Below are 17,193 nucleotides of genomic sequence, written 5' to 3' on the forward strand. Positions count from 1 at the left end.
TCTCCTAGGTGGGCGGGGCGGGGGCCGTTGTGGGCGGGGCGGGGGCGCCGATGATGCCGTGGAGGATCAGGGAGGTGATCTCGTCGTCGTCGAATGCCGGGCCGTTGCGGACATGGGGCACGGATGCCGCGAGCGCGATCATCCGGATGACCTGGGCGGCCCTGGCCGGCTCGACTCTCAGCCGTTCGAGGTCGGGCGCGAGGGCCCGGCCCAGGATCTCAGTGAATTCGTGGCGGGAGTCGTGCCCCGGCGGAGGGCCGATGGTCCCGAGCGCACTCATCAGGGCGAACACCTTCGTGAACCGACCGCGCATCAGCGCCACGATCGCACGGACCTTATCCTCGAGCGGGAGCTCGGGGTCGACCGCGCGAAGCCGCGCCCGGAACGGCTCCGGATCGAGCTGCTTGGCCATCGCCGCGCGAATGAGTTCGTCCTTGCTGCCGAACGCCCGGAAGATCGTTCCCTCGGCGATCCCGGCGCACTCCGCGATCTGCTTCGTCGTGACGGCGCGGCCGTGCTCGAGCAGCAGCGGCGTGACCGCGTCGATCAGCATGGCCTGGCGGTCTTCAACCGACAGCGACCTGGCCCGACCTTGTTTCTCCGCCACGCCCATGCGCGCCAGCCTATCTGAGTGAGCACTCACTCACAAGGATCGGCTGGGCAGGTTCCTGCTCACTCGAAGAGAGCGGAGATCCAGGCCACGTCTTCGGCGGAGGGCTTCCAGGCGGTGGCGGCATCCGCGTTCTGAATGATCTGTTCCGGCCTCGTGGCGCCGGCGATGACGCTGGTCAGGCCCGGCTGGGCGAGCAGCCAGGCGAACGTCGCGTCGAGCATGCTCACACCGCGCTCGTCGCAGAACACCTGGTAACGCTCGATCACGTCCCACGGGGCGTTGTCGACAAGGTGGCGCCGGATCATCATGATCCGGCTGTCGGCCGGCCCGCCCTCGCGGGTGAACTTGCCCGTGAACAGGCCGTTGTACAGCGGGAAGAACGGCAGGAAGCCGAGCCCGTACGCGTTGACCGCCGGCAGCACCTCGACTTCCGCGTCGCGCACGAGCAGGCTGTATTCGTTCTGCGACGAAATGAACTTGGGGTGCCGGTGCAGTTCCGCGGTGAACTCCGCCTCCGCGATCTGCCAGCCGGCGAGGTTCGAGTGACCGATGTAGCGGATCTTGCCCTCGCTGATGAGGTCGTCGAGCGTCTGGAGCGTCTCTTCGATCGGCGTGAGCGGGTCGGGGACATGAAGCTGGTACAGGTCGATCCAGTCCGTCTGGAGCCGACGCAGCGAGGCCTCCACGGCGAGCCGGATGTAGCGGCGCGAGCCGCGCGCGCCCCAATCGGGCCCGTTCAGCCCGCCCATGTCCATGCCGAACTTGGAGGCCAGCACGATGTCGTCGCGCCGGCCCTTCAGCGAGTGGCCCATCAGGGTCTCGCTGAGGCCCCGCTCCGCGCCGTAAATGTCTGCCGTGTCGAACAGGGTGACGCCGGCCTCGATCGCCGCGTCGATGACGGCCGTCGTGCCGTCCTGTCCCTGCGACGCGGTGCCGGTGCGGCCGAAGTTGTTGCACCCGAGCCCGATCGTGGAGACGGTGAGCCCTGAGTTGCCGAGTCTGCGGTATTCGATCTGCGCCATCGTGCCAGCCTAGGGGAGGTCAGCGGCCGAGCACTGTTGAGCCTCGGGCCTGTGCTAAACAGGAAGCCGAACAAAGGGGTACCCGTGGGTCGACTCACGCTCGGAATCATGTCGCGGTCGCGCAAGCCGGATGAACGCCGGCTGCCGATTCATCCGCTGCACTTCGACCGGATCGACCCGGAGGTCCGCGCGCGGATGTTCCTCGAAAGCGGGTATGGCGAAGACTTCGGAGTCTCCGACGAACAGCTCGCACCGCTGGTCGCCGGCCTGCGTTCGCGGGACGAACTCATCGCCGAATGCGATGTCATCCTGCTCGCCAAGCCGTTGCTCGCCGACGTCGAGCAACTGCGCGAGGGACAGACCCTCTGGGGCTGGCCGCACTGCGTGCAGGATGCCGCGCTCACCCAGCTCGCCATCGACAAACGGTTGACCCTGATCGCCTTCGAGGCGATGAACCATTGGACCGCCTCCGGCCAGTTCAACCTGCACGTGCTGCACAAGAACAACGAACTCGCCGGCTACTGCTCGGTGCTGCATTCGCTGCAGCTGATCGGTTCGACCGGCGACTACGGCCGCAAGCTGCGGGCCGCGGTGATCGGCTTCGGGGCGACCGCCCGCGGCGCCGTGACCGCGTTGAACGCCCACGGAATCTACGACGTGAGCATCCTCACCAACCGCGAGATCTCCGCCGTCAGCTCCCCGATCCACTCCGCACAGATCGTGCAGCTCGGCCAGAGCGACGACGGGCCGGAGCATTTCGCGCTCGTTGAGGAAGGTCGCGTGCCCGTTCCGGAGTTCCTCGCCGGCCACGACATCATCGTCAACTGCGTGCTCCAGGATCCGAACGCGCCGCTCACGTTCCTGTCCGAGGCCGACCTGCCCACGCTCGCCCCTGGGTCGCTCATCGTGGACGTGTCCTGCGACGAGGGAATGGGCTTCAGCTGGGCCAGGCCCACGTCCTTCCGCGAGCCCACGTTCACCGTCGGCAACCACGTAACGTACTACGCGGTCGACCACAGCCCGTCGTACCTCTGGAACTCCGCGACCTGGGAGATCAGCGAGGCCCTGCTGCCCTATCTCGAGGATGTGCTCGCCGGCGAGGACGCGTGGCAAGCGAACGAGACGCTCCGTCGGGCCATCGAGATCAGCGACGGCGTCATCCAAAATCCCAGCATCCTCGCGTTCCAGGGCCGGACGCCCGACTACCCGCACCCTCGCGCGGACTAAGACGTGAGCGGCTCGCGGTGGGCGCTGTTCCTCCACCGCAGCCGCGATCGGCGGCTCTCGCACCGCTGTCCGAAACCCGCCAGATCGGCCCGTCCGCGCCGACTACAGTCGACTTATGACCAGCACAGCGACGCGAATCATGACCAGCACCGCAACGTCCCTGATCCGGGTTTCGAGCCCCCTGGGTCGCCTGGAACTCACCAGCGACGAAGAGCAGATCCTGTCGCTCTCGATCGAACGCGGCGGGCACCTGCCGCTCGACGGGGCACCCGAGGTTCACTCCCCCGTGCTCGATGAGGCCGCGCGCCAGCTGGGCGAGTACTTCGCCGGTAGGCGCACCGCGTTCGACCTCCCGGTGCGCCTCGCCGGGGGCACCGAGTTCCAGCAGGCGGTCTGGAACCGGCTCGCCCAGATCGGCTTCGGCGAGTTCCTGTCCTACGGCGAACTCGGCCTCGAGATCGGCCGGCCGGGCTCCGGCCGCGCGATCGGCGGCGCCGTCGGGGCGAACCCGGTTCCGATCATCATCGCCTGCCACCGGGTACTGGCCTCCAACGGACGCATCACCGGGTACAGCGGCGGCAACGGCATCCCGACCAAGGTCTGGCTGCTCGACCACGAGGGAATCGGGCACGTGGCGTGAGCGAGCTCCCCGAGCGGGCATCCGTGATCGCCGGGCCGGACGGCCTCGATCGCTGCGCCTGGGTCGGGTCGGATGCCGAGTACCGGCGGTACCACGACGAGGAATGGGGCCGCCCCCTCCTCGGCGACCAGCCCCTGTTCGAGAAGCTCTGCCTCGAGGGGTTCCAGGCCGGGCTGTCCTGGATCACGATCCTGCGACGCCGCCCGGCGTTCCGGGCCGCCTTCCACGACTTCGACATCGACCGGGTCGCCGCGATGGACGAGGCGGACGTGGAGCGGCTCGTCGCCGACGCCGCCATCATCCGCCACCGGGGCAAGATCGAGGCCGCCATCGGCAACGCCCGCGTCACGCGCGACCTGGGCGAGAGCCTCACCGATCTGATCTGGAGCTTCGCCCCGCCGCGCCGGCCGCAGCGCCTGGGCTCGCTGAACGATGTCCCGGCGATCACGCCCGAGTCGACCGCGCTCAGCGCCGAGCTGCGCCGCCGAGGCTACCGCTTCGTCGGCCCAACCACGATGTACGCCCTCATGCAGTCCGCCGGCCTGGTCGACGACCACGTCCAACTCTGCCACCGCGCTCCCCGCGAAACCGCAGTTGTGCGCTTTAAAACGCCCGAATGACGCGCACAACTGCAGTTTCGCGGGGATGGAAGGCGGGTCAGACGACGAGTTCGAGCTCGTTGGGGGCGCCGGGGCGCAGGCGGAACCCGGCCGAGGGCGCCCAATCGAGCAGATCGTCCGCGCAGCCGAAATCCTGCCCGAGCTCGAGGATGGCGCGGGTGAACTCGCCCTTCGACTTCTTGTTGAAGTGGTTGAGCGCACGGGTCTGCCCGCCGGGCGCCTCGGTCACGACCCGAAGGAACAGCGACTCCGCCCGGGCCGGAGCCGCGCCAAGCGCCACGTAGCCCTCCGACCGCAGATCGAGCACGAGACCCTCCGCACCGGCCAGCGCCTTCGTGACCGCGCCACCCCAGTGCTTCTTCAACGGATGCCCGGGCAGCCGGGAATCGTGCGACAAACGGTACGCCGGAACGCCGTCCAGGGCGCCGACCGGCCCGAACAGTGCCGAGTGCACGAGCACGTGCCGCCCGGCGAACTCCCGAGCAGCCGGCGCCAGGGTCGGCGCATCCAGCGCGTCGTAGAGCACGCCGGTATAGCGGTCGAGCGCGGCCATCGTCGGCGAACTGGCCAGGGCGCGATTGCGGTCTACCTCGGACGCCTGCGTGCGGCCGAGCTTGAGGGCCGCCATCATCGCATCCGGATCCTTCGCCAGCGCACGCAGCGCACGCACAAGTACCCGTCGCGCAGAGTTCAGCGACGGGTACGTGAGTGCGGCGAATTCAAGCGGGCCGCCGTTGCCACCGGAGCGTTTCGTCTCCGACGGCGGAAGCAGTACGAGCAAGGCGGGTTAGACGAGCCCCGCCTGGCGGGCGACGATCGTGACGGTGTCGTTCTCGACCGAGAGGAAGCCGTCGGCCGCCTCCGCCACAACCTTCGAGCCGTCGGCCAGCGTCACGCGAACCTCACCGCTGGCCAGGATCGCGAGCATGGGCTCGTGGCCGGCGAGAATACCGATCTCGCCTTCCGTGGTGCGTGCAACGACCATGGTCGCCTCGCCGGCCCAGACCTGCTGGTCCGCCGAGACAACGCTGACCTTGAGCGGCGCTGCCATGCTTAGCCGTTCTCCTTCTGGATCTGAGCCCACTTCTCTTCGACGTCGCCGATGCCGCCGACGTTGAAGAAGGCCTGCTCGGCCACGTGGTCGAAGTCACCGTTGGAGATCGCGGTGAACGCCTCGATGGTGTCCTTCAGCGGAACCGTGGAGCCCTCGACACCGGTGAACTTCTTCGCCATGTAGGTGTTCTGGGACAGGAACTGCTGGATGCGACGGGCACGCGAAACGGTGACCTTGTCTTCTTCAGAGAGCTCGTCAACACCGAGGATCGCGATGATCTCCTGGAGTTCCTTGTTCTTCTGCAGGATCGCCTTGACGCGAACGGCCGTGTTGTAGTGGTCGGCGCCCAGGTAGCGGGGGTCGAGGATACGGCTGGTCGAGGTGAGCGGGTCAACGGCCGGGTACAGGCCCTTCGACGCGATCTCACGCGACAGCTCGGTCGTCGCGTCGAGGTGCGCGAACGTCGTTGCCGGCGCCGGGTCGGTGTAGTCGTCGGCGGGGACGTAGATCGCCTGCAGCGAGGTGATCGAGTGTCCACGCGTCGAGGTGATGCGCTCCTGGAGGATGCCCATCTCGTCGGCGAGGTTCGGCTGGTAACCCACGGCGGACGGCATGCGGCCCAGCAGGGTCGACACCTCGGAACCGGCCTGGGTGAAGCGGAAGATGTTGTCGATGAAGAGCAGAACGTCCTGCTTCTCCACGTCGCGGAAGTACTCGGCCATGGTCAGGGCGGAGAGCGCGACGCGCAGACGCGTTCCCGGCGGCTCGTCCATCTGGCCGAACACGAGGGCGGTCTTGTCGAAAACGCCCGCCTCTTCCATCTCGGCGATGAGGTCGTTGCCCTCACGGGTACGCTCGCCGACACCGGCGAACACGGACACTCCACCGTGGTCCTGCGCAACGCGCTGGATCATTTCCTGGATCAGGACGGTCTTGCCGACACCGGCACCACCGAAGAGGCCGATCTTTCCGCCGAGAACGTACGGCGTGAGAAGGTCGATGACCTTGATTCCGGTCTCGAACAGCTGGGTCTTGGACTCCAGCTGGTCGAATGCCGGGGGCTTGCGGTGGATGGGCCAGCGCTCGGTGATCTCGATCTTCTCGCCGGGTGCAGCGTTCAGCACCTCGCCGATGACGTTGAATACCTTGCCCTTGGTGACGTTTCCGACGGGTACCGTGATGGGTCCGCCGGTGTCGCGCACTTCCTGGCCGCGGACGAGTCCGTCGGTCGGCTTCAGGGCGATGGCGCGAACGAGGTCGTCGCCGAGGTGCAGTGCGACCTCGAGCGTGATCTCGGTCGACTCTTCGCCGATCGTGATCGTGGTCTTCAGCGCGTTGTAGATGCCCGGGATCGAATCATGCGGGAACTCGATGTCGACGACGGGGCCAGTGACGCGCGCGATTCGGCCCACAGCGCCTGCTGTGTCCTCCGCGCGAACTGGCGCGCTCATGGTGTCAGTCATAGCTCTCTCTTCTCTGGTTACTTCTTGGCGGATGAGAGCGCATCGGCTCCACCCACGATCTCGGAAATCTGCTGGGTGATCTCGGACTGGCGCGCGTTGTTCGACAACCGCGTGTAGTCCGTGATCAGCTTGTCGGCGTTGTCGCTGGCCGACTTCATTGCCTTCTGGCGGCTCGCGTGCTCTGAAGCTGCCGACTGCAACATGGCGTTGAAGAGGCGGCTCTCGATGTACACGGGCAGGAGCCCGTCGAGCACGGACTCGACATCCGGTTCGAACTCGTACAACGGCAGGATTGTCTGCTCGCCCGGCTCTTCGACGCCTTCGACGACCTCCAGGGGAAGCAATCGCACGACCTCGGGAACCTGGGTGACCATGCTCACGAAGCGGTTGTAGACGATATGGATCTCGTCGACGCCGCCGTCCTCCGAGTCCCGCAGGAAGGATTCGAGCAGGGCGTCGCCGATGTCCTTGGCCGTTTCGAACTGGGGCTGGTCGGTTCCGCCGGTCCAGATCCGCTCGGAGGCGCGGCGGCGGAAGCCGAAGTAGGCCACCGCCTTGCGGCCGACGAGGAAGTAGACGACATCCTTGCCCTGGCTGCGCAGCAGCTCGCTGAGCTCTTCGGCCTCGCGCAGCACCTGGGAGCTGAACGCCCCGGCGAGGCCGCGGTCGGACGCGAAGATGAGCACGGCGGCGCGATCGACCCTGGCCGGCTCGGTCGTGAGCACGTGCTCAACGTTCGAGTACGTGGCCACGGCCGATACGGCGCGCGTGATCGCCCGAGAATACGGGGTGGACGCAGCGACCCTCGCCTGCGCCTTCTGAATGCGCGAGGCGGAGATCAGCTCCATGGCCCGAGTGATCTTCTTGGTCGTCTGGGCAGATTTGATCTTCTGCCGGTAGACCCGAAGTTGCGCTCCCATGTGTCTCCTGTGGTTACTTGTCTGTCAACGGATGATCGTGGCGAAGGCGGGTTAGCGCCTGCGCTTCACGATCTTTTCCTGGTTGACGTCTTCTTCGGCGATGGCTTCGAACTGCTCTTTGCCCACGGAAGCGAGCGGCTTGCCCTCGCCCGTCTGGAACTCGAGCTTGAACTTGTCGATCGAGCTGGTCAGCTCGGCGACGGTGTCATCGGAGAGCACGTTCGTCTCGCGCAGCGTCGACAGCACGGTCGTGTTCCGGGCCAGGAAGTCGAGCAGCTCGCGCTCGAAACGCAGCACGTCTTCGACCGGGACCTCGTCGAGCTTGCCGTTGATGCCGGCCCAGATCGAAACAACCTGGTCCTCGACCGGGTAGGGCGAGTACTGCGGCTGACGGAGGAGCTCGGTGAGTCGGGCACCGCGAGCGAGCTGGCGACGGCTGGCCGCGTCCAGGTCGGACGCGAACATTGCGAAGGCTTCGAGCGAGCGGTACTGGGCCAGCTCGAGCTTCAGCGTTCCGGAGACCTTCTTGATCGACTTGACCTGCGCGTCGCCACCGACACGGGACACCGAGATGCCCACGTCGACTGCGGGGCGCTGGTTGGCGTTGAACAGGTCGGACTGCAGGAAGATCTGGCCGTCGGTGATCGAGATCACGTTGGTCGGGATGTACGCCGCGACGTCATTGGCCTTGGTTTCGATGATCGGCAGGCCGGTCATCGAGCCGGCACCGAGCTCGTCGGAGAGCTTGGCACAACGCTCGAGCAGACGGGAGTGCAGGTAGAACACGTCACCCGGGTAGGCCTCGCGTCCCGGCGGGCGACGCAGCAGCAGCGAAACGGCGCGGTACGCCTCGGCCTGCTTGGACAGGTCGTCGAAGACGATGAGGACGTGCTTGCCGCCGTACATCCAGTGCTGGCCGATGGCCGAGCCGGTGTAGGGCGCGAGGTACTTGAAGCCGGCCGGGTCAGAGGCCGGGGCAGCGACGATGGTGGTGTACTCCATCGCGCCGGCGTCTTCCAGGGCACCCTTCACCGAAGCGATGGTGGAGCCCTTCTGGCCGATGGCGACGTAGATGCAGCGAACCTGCTTGTTCGTGTCGCCGGACTCCCAGTTGGCCTTCTGGTTGATGATCGTGTCGATCGCGATGGCCGTCTTGCCGGTCTGGCGGTCACCGATGATCAGCTGGCGCTGGCCGCGGCCGATCGGGATCATGGCGTCGATGGCCTTGATACCGGTCTGCATCGGCTCGTGCACGGACTTGCGGCTCATGACGCCGGGCGCCTGCAGCTCGAGGGCGCGGCGGCCTTCGGTCGCAATGGCGCCGAGGCCGTCGATCGGGGCGCCGAGCGGGTCGACGACACGGCCGAGGTAGCCGTCGCCGACGGGAACGGAGAGAACCTCGCCGGTGCGGTGCACCTCCATGCCCTCAACGATTCCGCCGAACTCGCCGAGCACGACGACGCCGATCTCATCTTCGTCGAGGTTCTGGGCGAGGCCCAGGGTTCCGTCGGCGAACTTGATGAGCTCGTTGGCCATCACGCCGGGCAGGCCCGAAACGTGGGCAATTCCGTCGCCGGCCGTGGTGACGTAACCCACCTCGGTCGTTGCGGTCTTGTTCGGCTCATAGGACTTGACGAAGTCCTGGAGAGCGTCGCGGATCTCATCCGGGCTGATCGTTAGTTCTGCCATCATCTTCCCTTTTCTGTACTGGGTGTACAGGTCTTGTCATTTTCGAAACGCTGCCGCTTCGAAGTGTCTATGTTCTGGCTGACCGTGGGTCAGCCAGCAAGCTGGAGTCTCAGGTCCTTGAGTCTGGTGGCGATGCTGCCGTCGATCACGTCATCGCCGATCTGAACGCGAACACCGCCGACAAGGCCGGGGTCGACGATCTGGTTGATCGTGAGTTCGCGGCCGTAGCGCGCCGCGAGGCTCTTGTTCAGTCGTTCAAGCTGCGCCGGGGCGAGCTCGGTGGCGGAGGTGACCGTCGCAATCGACGTTCCCGACTGGTCCGCCACAACGGATGCCGCGTGGCGCAGCAACTGGCCGATCCGCCGGCCGCGAGGCTGGCGCACCAGGTGCCGAACGATCGCGAGCGTCTGGGGTGAAACCTTGTCGGCCAGCAGCGCGTTCACCAGGTCGAGCTTGGCGTCGGCGCGGCCGAGCTTGCTCGTGAGGGCAAGTTCGAGTCCGGCATCGGAGGACACCGCGGCGGCGAACGCGAACAGTTCGGCCTCGATCAACACGTTCCTCGGCGCGGAAGCGGCGGTTGCCCGCAGCCCCAGCTCCTCGATGCCGGCCAGCAGGTCATCCTGGCTGGACCAGCGCACCGAAGCCGCTGCCTTCAACAAGGCAAGGGCGCTCGGGGTGAGGGCGGAGGAGAACACTCGCTCGACGAGAGCAAGTCGTGCCTTCTCGTCTGACGACGAATCAGCCAGCGCGGAACGCAGCTGGGACGAGTCGCCGACAACTCGACCGGCCGTAAACAGGCTTTCGCCCGTCGCCAGATCGACCGAGCTGCCGAGGGCAGCCAGTGCGTCCCTCGACGAGGCCAAAGCTTCTCTGGTGGCGCTTCCCATTACTTAGCTGCTTTCTCCGAGGCCTCAAGGTCGGCCAGGAAACGGTCGACGATGGCGGCGGCCTTCGCGTCGTCGGTCAGGCTCTCGCCGATGACCCCGGACGCCAGGTCGATGGCCAGCGATCCCACTTCTGAGCGGAGCGACACGACTGCTGCCTGGCGCTCTGCCTCAATCTGGGTCTTGGCACCGGCCGCGATGCGTGCGGCCTCGGTCGACGCCAGCTCCTTGTGCTCTGCCACAATCCGCTGACCGTCGGCGCGAGCCTGGTCACGGATCTGGCCGGCTTCGGAACGTGCGTCGGCGAGCTGGGCCGTGTACTGCTCGAGAGCAGCTTCGGCCTTGCGCTGTGCCTCGTCGGCCTTGGCGATGTTGCCTTCAATGGCCTCGGCGCGGTCGTCAAGGAGCTTCTGCATCCTCGGAAGCACGAGCTTCCAGAAGAAGAACAAGATCACCACGAACACGACCGAGGACCAGATGATGTCGTAGATCTCCGGGATGAGCGGATTCTTCTGCTCAGCCTCCGCGGCAGCTGCAATCACTGCGTGAAACATCATGCCTCCTAACTAGGTGTAAAGAGGACTAGACGAAGATGAAGCCGACGGCGATACCGATGAAGGCGAGCGCCTCGGTGAAAGCGATACCGATGTACATCAGGACCTGCAGGCGGCCGGCCAGTTCGGGCTGACGTGCGACACCCTCGATGGTCTTGCCGACGACGATACCGACGCCGATTGCCGGGCCGATGGCTGCGAGGCCGTAACCGACGGTCGCGATGTTGCCGTTGATTGCCGCGAGAACGGTTGTTGCGTCCACGTGTGTTTCCTTCCGTAAGGCGAATAAGGCAGGTGCCGAATTCGTGTTTAGTGTTCCTCAGCCAGCGCGAGCTGGATGTAGACAGCAGTGAGCAGTGCGAAAACGTAGGCCTGCAGAACGGCTACCAGGAGTTCGAACAGCGTGAACGCGAGCCCGAAGGCCAACGTGCCGATGCCGAACGCTTTGAAGCCGCCGTCTGCGGTGAAGAAGAAGAACTGCGTCGCCGCGAAGAAGAGCACCAGGAGCAGGTGGCCGACCACCATGTTCATCAGCAGTCGGAGCGTCAGCGTGATCGGTCGAATCACGAAGGTCGAGATGAACTCGATCGGCGTCACGATGATGTACAGCGCCGGCGGCACGCCGGGCGGGAAGAGTGAGTTGCGGAAGAACTTGCTTGGGCTCTTCTTGACACCGGCGTAAATGAATGCGCCGTAGGCCACGAGGCCCAGGACCAGCGGAGTGCCGATCACGGCCGTGCCCGCGATATTGAGGAACGGGATGACACCGGTGAAGTTCATGAACAGGACCATGAAGAAGATGGTCGTGATCAGGGGCAGGAAGCGCTGCCCGTCCTTCTTGCCGAGCAGGTCCTCGGCGATGTTCACGCGGACGAGGTCCAGGCCCATCTCGACGAGGCTCTGCAAGCGGGTCGGAACGACCTTCATGCGGCGGGTGCCGATCCAGAACACGAGCATCAACACGGCGACCGCGAGGAAACGGATCAGAATGACCCGGTTTATCTCAAACGGGGTGTCCGCGAAGAAGATGGCATCCGGGAAGAATTCGTTGATGGACGGACCGTGAAAAGTTCCGTCGTCAGTGGCAGACGGGACCAGCAGGTTTACAGCGGTTTCTAGCAGCGCTTTCTCCTGTTTCGGGGCGGTGAGCTCGGCTCGCGCAGCGACGGATAAGTGAGAGATTTACGACGCTGTATGAGCAGTGGCAAACCGGGGTGGGATCGCGTCAACTGTAGCAAGAAACGGGCGTGTAACCCAATCGAGAGGCGCGTCCTGGTGCGGTTCAGTCGTCGCTGGGTGCCTTCGGCAGCGTCACGTCGCTCGCGTACGGCATCCGGCTCTTCATCACGACGACCACGTCGACGACCAGCGAGCCGATCACGCCGGCGATGATGCTGAGCAACAGGACCACGGGCTGGATCCACGGCTGGCCGCGCAGCAGGAACATCAGGGCCAAAAAGACCACGAACTTGACGAGCCACCCGCCCATCACGATTCCGAAGAATGCTCCGATGGCCGCCTCAGAGCCGGCGAAGCGGTTGGCGAGCAGGATGCTGCCTGCCGTGATCCCCATGAACACCACGGCCATGACGGTGCCGATCAGGGCGCTGACCACCCCGGAGGCGCCCGCGACGAGTCCCCCGACGATGGCGCCGATCACCATGATGCCCACTGCCAGGAACGCCCCGTAGACGAGGATCCTGCGAAGAACCGGGACTGAGGTCGGCTGGCTGGGATGGGGCGTCGTGCTGGTCATACGGTCTCCTCGAGTTTCTCTGACGCCTCGTCGAGAGGGTCGAGCAGGGCGGTTGCATCGCTGCTTCCGGTCTCACTGGGTGCGAGCTGGCTGGCGGCCTCGACGGCCTTGCGCCGGCTGAGCGGCGCGAGCGTGACAATGGTGCAGGCCAGCAGCGTGATCACCAGGAACATCGTCGCGTACCAGCTGGGCAGCCCGAAGTAGACCGGCAGCACGAAGTAGAGCAGGCTGCCCACGGAGGCCGCGGCCGTCCAGCCATAGAAGATGAGCACGGCGTGCAGCTGCGAGTGCCCCATGTCGAGGAGGCGGTGGTGCAGGTGCTTCCGGTCTGCGCTGAACGGCGATTTGCCGGCGCGCACACGGCGGAAGACGGCCAGCCCGAAGTCCAGCAGAGGGATGATGAGGATCGCGATGGGCAGGATGATCGGTATGAACGCGGGGAAGAGCTGGGAATTGTTAACCGCGGTCGGGTCGATCTGGCCGGTGATCGCGATAGCGGCAGTGGCCATCAGCAGGCCGACGAGCAGGGCGCCGGCGTCTCCCATGAACAGCTTGGCCGGATGCCAGTTGAGCGGCAGGAACCCGACGCAGGCCCCGACCAGGACCGCTGCGATCAGCGAGGCTAGGTTGAAGTAGTTGGTGGGCGAGGTGTCGCGCACGAGCAGGTAGCTGTAGAGGAAGAACACGCCGTTGGCGATCAGGGCGACGCCGGCAACGAGGCCGTCGAGTCCGTCGATGAAATTGATCATGTTCATCACGATCACGATCGCCATCACAGTGATCAGCATGGACATCCACCCGGATCCGACGGTGAGACCGCCGATCGGGAGCGAGTAGATCTGCACACCCTGCCAGGCCACGAGGCCGGCCGCGATGAACTGTCCGGCGAGCTTGGTCATCCAGTCCAGGTCCCACAGGTCGTCGGCCACGCCCAGCAGCACGATCAGCAGAGCGGCGCCGAGGATCGCCAGGATCTTATTGGGTTCGGCGAAGATCAGCCGGAGGGGCGCGAACTGGGAGGCGACCAGGTAGGAGACGCCGAAGGCGACGAGGATGCCGGCGAACATCGCCACTCCGCCGAGCCGCGGGGTGGGGGTGATGTGCACGTCCCGCGACCGGATCTTCGGGTACAGGCGGTAGCGGTGGCTGAGCTTCAGGACCACGATCGACAGCCCGAAGGTGACCGCCGCGGAGACGAGGGCGAGCAGGACGAAAAGAGTCATGGGTCAGCCTGCGCTGGACGCCTCGCCCGCCGGAGCGGGCGCGCCGTCGGGCCGGGCGGGATCGGGCCGGGCTGCAGGGACCTCGGCAGCGGCAGGCTCGGCGGCAGGGACCTCGGCAGCGGCGGGGACCTCGGTCATCGGTGCCGCCTCGGGGGCGAGCGCGTCGCCGATGACGGCCGCAATGGCCTCCCGGGAGATGACGCCGCCGCGCACGATGGTCAGTTTGCCGCCGTTGGTGTCGAAGGCCGTGGCATCCACGATCGTCGACGACGTGTCGCCGGCGCGGTCGCCGATGGGCTCGTAGCCCTCTCCGGCCACTCCCCCGTCTAGGTAGACGGAAACGCTGTTGCCGAGCATTTCCTCGGCTCCCTCGGCGTCGATCGCCGCCGGCAGCCCGCTGCGGTTGGCGGAGGACACGGCGAGCGGGCCCGTCTCGGCGAGCAGCTCCAGCGCAATCTTGTCGCTGGGCATGCGCAGGGCAACGGTTCCCCGGGTCTCGCCGAGGTCCCAGACGAGCGAGGGCTGGGCGTTGAGCACGACGGTCAGGCCGCCGGGCCAGAACTCGGCGACGAGGTCGCGAACCGGCTGCGGGACGTCCTGCGCCAGAGCATCGAGCGTCGGGATGCCGGGGATGAGCACGGGCGGCGGCGACTCGCGGCCGCGACCCTTGGCATCCAGCAGGCGTTGCACTGCGTCGGGGTTGAAGGCGTCGGCGGCGATGCCGTAGACGGTGTCGGTGGGGATGACAACGAGCGCGCCGCGGCCGATCGCCGAGCGTGCCAGTCTCATGCCGGTCAGGAGTTCCGTGTCGACCGAGCAGTCATAGATGCGTGTCATATGCGCTCGATTCTAGTGCAGCCGCTTGACGGCCACTCCCCGCGAACCCGCAGTTGTGCGCGTTATCCGGGCGGAATGACGCGCACAACTGCAGTTTCGCGGACGGTGGTCAGGGCGCGAGGGCGGTGGTCGCCCGGTCTCGGGTCGTGTAGTCGCGGTGGGTGGCGGGGGCGCGCCAGCCGTCCTGCGCCAGGAGCGCGCGGATCTCGGCGCCCTGCAGCTCCCCGTGCTCGATCACGAGCACCCCGCCTGGCCGCAGCAGGCGCAACGCCGTGCGGGAGACGTGCCGCACGACATCCAGCCCGTCGGCCCCGCCGTACAGGGCGTGGGCCGGGTCGAAGAGACGCACCTCCGGGTCGCGCGGGATGGCGTCGGCCGGGATGTAGGGCGGGTTCGAGATGACCACGGCCACGGTGCCGTCGAGCTCGGGAAGGGCGTCGGCGAGGTCACCGAACACGAGCGTGGCGTTCGCTGCGCCGACCTGGCTGAAGTTCCGGGTCGTCCAGGGGAATGCCTCCGGCGAGTTCTCCACCGCCCAGATCCGCGCGTTCGGCACCTCGACCGCCAGGGCCAGGGCGATGGCGCCGCTGCCCGTTCCGAGGTCCACACCGATCGGCTCCGGGTCTGGCAGCGACCGGAGGGCGTCAATGGCGAACTGGGCCACCTGCTCGGTCTCGGGCCGGGGCACGAAGACGCCGGGGCCGACCTGCAACTCCAGGGAGCGAAATGGCGCACGTCCGGTGATGTGCTGGAGCGGCTCACGGAGCGCCCGGCGCCGGAGCAGCTCCCGGATGGCGACGGCATCCGTGTCGGCAAGGGGGGTGCCGATGATGGCAAGCGCCTGCACCCGGCCGCGGCTCAGCCCGAGCACATGGCCGATCAGGAGATCGGCGTCGACCTCGGCATCGGCGATCCCGGCGAGGGTCAGCTCCCGGGCCGCGTGCGCGCGCATGGCCTCGACGGTGGGCGGAAGGGGGGAATCAGCTGGCGTCACAGTCACCCCGCCAGTGTCACACACGCGAATGCACAGCGTTCACGCACGCAATGAGCCGTAGGCTGAACGAGATTGTTTACCCCGAGCGAAAGGTGCCCTCCGTGGCGGCGAACATCTACTCAGACATTACCGGAGCCGTCGGCGGCACACCGCTCGTGCGGCTGAACCGGATCACGGAGGGTGCGGCCGCGACCGTGCTCGCGAAGCTCGAGTTCTACAACCCCTCAGGCAGCGTGAAGGACCGCATCGGCATCGCCATCGTCGACGCCGCGGAGGCGTCCGGCGAACTGCTTCCCGGCGGCACCATCGTCGAGAGCACGAGCGGCAACACCGGCATCGCCCTGGCGATGGTCGGAGCTGCCCGCGGCTATCGGGTCATCCTCGCGATGCCCGAGTCGGCGAGCAAGGAGCGCCGCGTGCTGCTCCGCGCCTACGGCGCCGAGCTCGTGCTGACCCCGGGGCCCGACGGCATGCGCGGCGCGGTCGAGAAGGCAAAGGAAATCGTCGCGAGCACCCCCGGCGCGATCATGGCCCGTCAGTTCGACAACCCCGCCAACCCGGCCATCCACAAGGCAACGACGGGCGTGGAGATCTGGAACGACACCGACGGGGCTGTCGACATCCTCGTTGCCGGCATCGGGACCGGCGGCACCATCACCGGCACCGGCCGTCTGCTCAAGGAGCGGAAGCCCGAGGTCGTCGTCATCGGCGTCGAGCCGATCGACTCCCCCATCCTCACCGGCGGCACGCCCGGGCCGCACAAGATCCAGGGCATCGGCGCCAACTTCGTGCCGGCCATCCTCGACCGCACCGTCTACGACTCGGTCACCGACGTGACGCTGGCCGATTCCCTCGCGACCGCGCGCCGGCTCGCGACGGATGAGGGCATCCTGGCCGGCATCTCCGGCGGGGCAGCCGTCTGGGCGGCACTGGAGCAGGCAAAACTGCCCGAGAATGCCGGCAAGACCATCGTCGTCATCGTGCCGGGCTTCGGGGAGCGGTACATCTCCACGGTGCTCTACGAGGACTTGCTGGACTAGCGCATGAGACCCATTTCGCGCATCCGTGAGGATGTCGCCATGGCCCGAGCCCATGACCCGGCCGCGCGCAGCGCCAGCGAGGTGTTCCTCACCTACAGCGGGCTGCACGCGGTCTGGGCGTACCGGATTGCGCACAGCTGGTGGGTTGGCGGCCTGCGGTTGCCGGCCAGGATGCTCTCCCAGTTCGCGAGGTTCCTGACCGGCATAGAGATCCACCCCGGTGCGACGATCGGGCGGCGGTTGTTCATCGACCACGGCATGGGCGTCGTCATCGGCGAGACGGCAGAACTCGGCGACGACGTGATGCTCTACCACGCGGTCACCCTGGGCGGCAAGAGCCGACACGGCGTGCAGCGCGGCGCCAAGCGGCATCCGACCCTCGAAGACGGCGTGACGGTCGGCGCCGGGGCGAAGATCCTCGGACCGGTGACGATCGGCGCGTGGAGCACGGTTGGCGCCAACGCCGTCGTCACGAAGGATGCTCCGCCGAAATCCCTGCTCCTCGGGATCCCGGCGACGATACAGCCGGCCTCGGTCGACACGATCGAGACCACACGGGGACTCCACTACTCCGAAGAATAAGACTCGCGAAAACGCAGTTGTGCGCGTTATGAGGGACTCATAACGCGCACAACTGCGTTTTCGCGGGGTGGGTGA

At 66.7% G+C, this 17,193-nt stretch carries 20 protein-coding genes; 5 read left to right on the forward strand and 15 right to left on the reverse strand.

Features of this window, described 5'->3' with window-relative positions; all coding sequences use genetic code 11:
- Positions 1-4: 4 nt before the first annotated feature.
- Both BLQ39_RS03135 and BLQ39_RS03140 read right to left on the reverse strand, forming a co-directional pair.
- Positions 5-613 carry a TetR/AcrR family transcriptional regulator gene (locus BLQ39_RS03135; protein WP_092321641.1) on the reverse strand — a complete coding sequence of 203 codons (609 nt, stop codon included), beginning with the start codon at positions 611-613 and terminating at the stop codon, positions 5-7.
- Positions 614-672: 59 nt separating this feature from the next.
- Positions 673-1,635, reverse strand: a complete 963-nt coding sequence (locus BLQ39_RS03140; RefSeq protein WP_092321643.1) for an aldo/keto reductase — start codon at positions 1,633-1,635, stop codon at positions 673-675.
- Positions 1,636-1,743: 108 nt separating this feature from the next.
- Between BLQ39_RS03140 and BLQ39_RS03145 the strand changes: the two genes are divergently transcribed.
- The 3 genes from BLQ39_RS03145 (at position 1,744) to BLQ39_RS03155 (ending at position 4,122) form a co-directional block, all read left to right on the forward strand.
- Entirely contained in the window at positions 1,744-2,862 is a 1,119-nt protein-coding gene (locus BLQ39_RS03145; RefSeq protein ID WP_167738547.1) for a N(5)-(carboxyethyl)ornithine synthase, read from the forward strand.
- Between the two features lie 115 nt (positions 2,863-2,977).
- Positions 2,978-3,502, forward strand: coding sequence for a methylated-DNA--[protein]-cysteine S-methyltransferase (locus BLQ39_RS03150; protein ID WP_241986945.1), 525 nt, complete (start codon positions 2,978-2,980; stop codon positions 3,500-3,502).
- A complete protein-coding gene (locus BLQ39_RS03155) occupies positions 3,499-4,122 on the forward strand; it encodes a DNA-3-methyladenine glycosylase I (protein ID WP_241986946.1) in 624 nt (207 codons plus the stop codon). The genes BLQ39_RS03150 and BLQ39_RS03155 overlap by 4 nt, the downstream gene beginning before the upstream one ends.
- Positions 4,123-4,159: 37 nt before the next feature.
- On the opposite strand, the gene BLQ39_RS03160 is transcribed toward BLQ39_RS03155, so the two are convergent.
- The 13 genes from BLQ39_RS03160 to prmC all read right to left on the reverse strand — a co-directional run bounded on the left by BLQ39_RS03160 (position 4,160) and on the right by prmC (position 15,454).
- Positions 4,160-4,903 carry a YaaA family protein gene (locus BLQ39_RS03160; protein WP_092321646.1) on the reverse strand — a complete coding sequence of 248 codons (744 nt, stop codon included), beginning with the start codon at positions 4,901-4,903 and terminating at the stop codon, positions 4,160-4,162.
- Positions 4,904-4,909: 6 nt separating this feature from the next.
- A complete protein-coding gene (locus BLQ39_RS03165; protein WP_092321647.1) occupies positions 4,910-5,173 on the reverse strand; it encodes a F0F1 ATP synthase subunit epsilon in 264 nt (87 codons plus the stop codon).
- A gap of 2 nt (positions 5,174-5,175) precedes the next feature.
- Positions 5,176-6,639 (reverse strand): F0F1 ATP synthase subunit beta, encoded by a 1,464-nt coding sequence (gene atpD, locus BLQ39_RS03170; protein WP_092321648.1) that lies wholly within the window; start codon positions 6,637-6,639, stop codon positions 5,176-5,178.
- A 17-nt stretch (positions 6,640-6,656) separates the two neighbouring features.
- Positions 6,657-7,559: a F0F1 ATP synthase subunit gamma gene (locus BLQ39_RS03175; protein WP_092321650.1), complete on the reverse strand. Its 903-nt coding sequence runs from the start codon at positions 7,557-7,559 to the stop codon at positions 6,657-6,659.
- 51 nt (positions 7,560-7,610) lie between these two features.
- Positions 7,611-9,248 carry a F0F1 ATP synthase subunit alpha gene (gene atpA / locus BLQ39_RS03180; RefSeq protein WP_092321734.1) on the reverse strand — a complete coding sequence of 546 codons (1,638 nt, stop codon included), beginning with the start codon at positions 9,246-9,248 and terminating at the stop codon, positions 7,611-7,613.
- Between the two features lie 89 nt (positions 9,249-9,337).
- The gene (locus BLQ39_RS03185; protein WP_092321651.1) at positions 9,338-10,135 is read right to left on the reverse strand and encodes a F0F1 ATP synthase subunit delta; all 798 of its coding nucleotides are present in this window, start codon (positions 10,133-10,135) and stop codon (positions 9,338-9,340) included.
- Positions 10,135-10,686 carry a F0F1 ATP synthase subunit B gene (locus tag BLQ39_RS03190; RefSeq protein ID WP_092321653.1) on the reverse strand — a complete coding sequence of 184 codons (552 nt, stop codon included), beginning with the start codon at positions 10,684-10,686 and terminating at the stop codon, positions 10,135-10,137. Before BLQ39_RS03190 ends, BLQ39_RS03185 begins: the two co-directional genes overlap by 1 nt.
- A gap of 28 nt (positions 10,687-10,714) precedes the next feature.
- Positions 10,715-10,948: a F0F1 ATP synthase subunit C gene (gene atpE, locus BLQ39_RS03195; protein ID WP_092321654.1), complete on the reverse strand. Its 234-nt coding sequence runs from the start codon at positions 10,946-10,948 to the stop codon at positions 10,715-10,717.
- 47 nt (positions 10,949-10,995) lie between these two features.
- On the reverse strand, positions 10,996-11,808 hold the full coding sequence (gene atpB / locus BLQ39_RS03200) for a F0F1 ATP synthase subunit A (protein ID WP_092321656.1): 813 nt from the start codon (positions 11,806-11,808) through the stop codon (positions 10,996-10,998).
- Positions 11,809-11,968: 160 nt separating this feature from the next.
- A complete protein-coding gene (locus tag BLQ39_RS03205; RefSeq protein WP_092321657.1) occupies positions 11,969-12,442 on the reverse strand; it encodes a Cg1360 family ATP-synthase-associated protein in 474 nt (157 codons plus the stop codon).
- Positions 12,439-13,665, reverse strand: coding sequence for an MraY family glycosyltransferase (locus tag BLQ39_RS03210; protein ID WP_092321659.1), 1,227 nt, complete (start codon positions 13,663-13,665; stop codon positions 12,439-12,441). The genes BLQ39_RS03205 and BLQ39_RS03210 overlap by 4 nt, the downstream gene beginning before the upstream one ends.
- A gap of 3 nt (positions 13,666-13,668) precedes the next feature.
- On the reverse strand, positions 13,669-14,502 hold the full coding sequence (locus BLQ39_RS03215; protein ID WP_092321660.1) for an L-threonylcarbamoyladenylate synthase: 834 nt from the start codon (positions 14,500-14,502) through the stop codon (positions 13,669-13,671).
- 109 nt (positions 14,503-14,611) lie between these two features.
- A complete protein-coding gene (prmC, locus tag BLQ39_RS03220) occupies positions 14,612-15,454 on the reverse strand; it encodes a peptide chain release factor N(5)-glutamine methyltransferase (RefSeq protein ID WP_092321662.1) in 843 nt (280 codons plus the stop codon).
- Between the two features lie 92 nt (positions 15,455-15,546).
- Between prmC and cysK the strand changes: the two genes are divergently transcribed.
- Together cysK and epsC are read left to right on the forward strand one after the other, a co-directional pair.
- On the forward strand, positions 15,547-16,536 hold the full coding sequence (cysK, locus tag BLQ39_RS03225; RefSeq protein WP_174775356.1) for a cysteine synthase A: 990 nt from the start codon (positions 15,547-15,549) through the stop codon (positions 16,534-16,536).
- 3 nt (positions 16,537-16,539) lie between these two features.
- Positions 16,540-17,118, forward strand: coding sequence for a serine O-acetyltransferase EpsC (epsC, locus tag BLQ39_RS03230; protein WP_092321663.1), 579 nt, complete (start codon positions 16,540-16,542; stop codon positions 17,116-17,118).
- Positions 17,119-17,193: the final 75 nt, after the last annotated feature.

The organism is Cryobacterium psychrotolerans (genome assembly GCF_900101115.1).
Lineage (GTDB): Bacteria > Actinomycetota > Actinomycetes > Actinomycetales > Microbacteriaceae > Cryobacterium > Cryobacterium psychrotolerans.

Bases quoted from the DNA above. Each gene is read 5' to 3' on its own strand.
- atpD (WP_092321648.1), bottom strand. From the start codon at position 6,639: ATGACTGACACCATGAGCGCGCCAGTTCGCGCGGAGGACACAGCAGGC.
- BLQ39_RS03185 (WP_092321651.1), bottom strand. From the start codon at position 10,135: ATGGGAAGCGCCACCAGAGAAGCTTTGGCCTCGTCGAGGGACGCACTG.
- BLQ39_RS03150 (WP_241986945.1), top strand. From the start codon at position 2,978: ATGACCAGCACAGCGACGCGAATCATGACCAGCACCGCAACGTCCCTG.
- epsC (WP_092321663.1), top strand. From the start codon at position 16,540: ATGAGACCCATTTCGCGCATCCGTGAGGATGTCGCCATGGCCCGAGCC.
- BLQ39_RS03135 (WP_092321641.1), bottom strand. From the start codon at position 613: ATGGGCGTGGCGGAGAAACAAGGTCGGGCCAGGTCGCTGTCGGTTGAA.
- cysK (WP_174775356.1), top strand. From the start codon at position 15,547: ATGAGCCGTAGGCTGAACGAGATTGTTTACCCCGAGCGAAAGGTGCCC.
- BLQ39_RS03175 (WP_092321650.1), bottom strand. From the start codon at position 7,559: ATGGGAGCGCAACTTCGGGTCTACCGGCAGAAGATCAAATCTGCCCAG.
- BLQ39_RS03140 (WP_092321643.1), bottom strand. From the start codon at position 1,635: ATGGCGCAGATCGAATACCGCAGACTCGGCAACTCAGGGCTCACCGTC.
- prmC (WP_092321662.1), bottom strand. From the start codon at position 15,454: ATGCGCGCGCACGCGGCCCGGGAGCTGACCCTCGCCGGGATCGCCGAT.
- BLQ39_RS03205 (WP_092321657.1), bottom strand. From the start codon at position 12,442: ATGACCAGCACGACGCCCCATCCCAGCCAGCCGACCTCAGTCCCGGTT.
- atpA (WP_092321734.1), bottom strand. From the start codon at position 9,248: ATGGCAGAACTAACGATCAGCCCGGATGAGATCCGCGACGCTCTCCAG.
- BLQ39_RS03190 (WP_092321653.1), bottom strand. From the start codon at position 10,686: ATGTTTCACGCAGTGATTGCAGCTGCCGCGGAGGCTGAGCAGAAGAAT.
- BLQ39_RS03165 (WP_092321647.1), bottom strand. From the start codon at position 5,173: ATGGCAGCGCCGCTCAAGGTCAGCGTTGTCTCGGCGGACCAGCAGGTC.
- BLQ39_RS03215 (WP_092321660.1), bottom strand. From the start codon at position 14,502: ATGACACGCATCTATGACTGCTCGGTCGACACGGAACTCCTGACCGGC.
- BLQ39_RS03210 (WP_092321659.1), bottom strand. From the start codon at position 13,665: ATGACTCTTTTCGTCCTGCTCGCCCTCGTCTCCGCGGCGGTCACCTTC.
- BLQ39_RS03145 (WP_167738547.1), top strand. From the start codon at position 1,744: ATGTCGCGGTCGCGCAAGCCGGATGAACGCCGGCTGCCGATTCATCCG.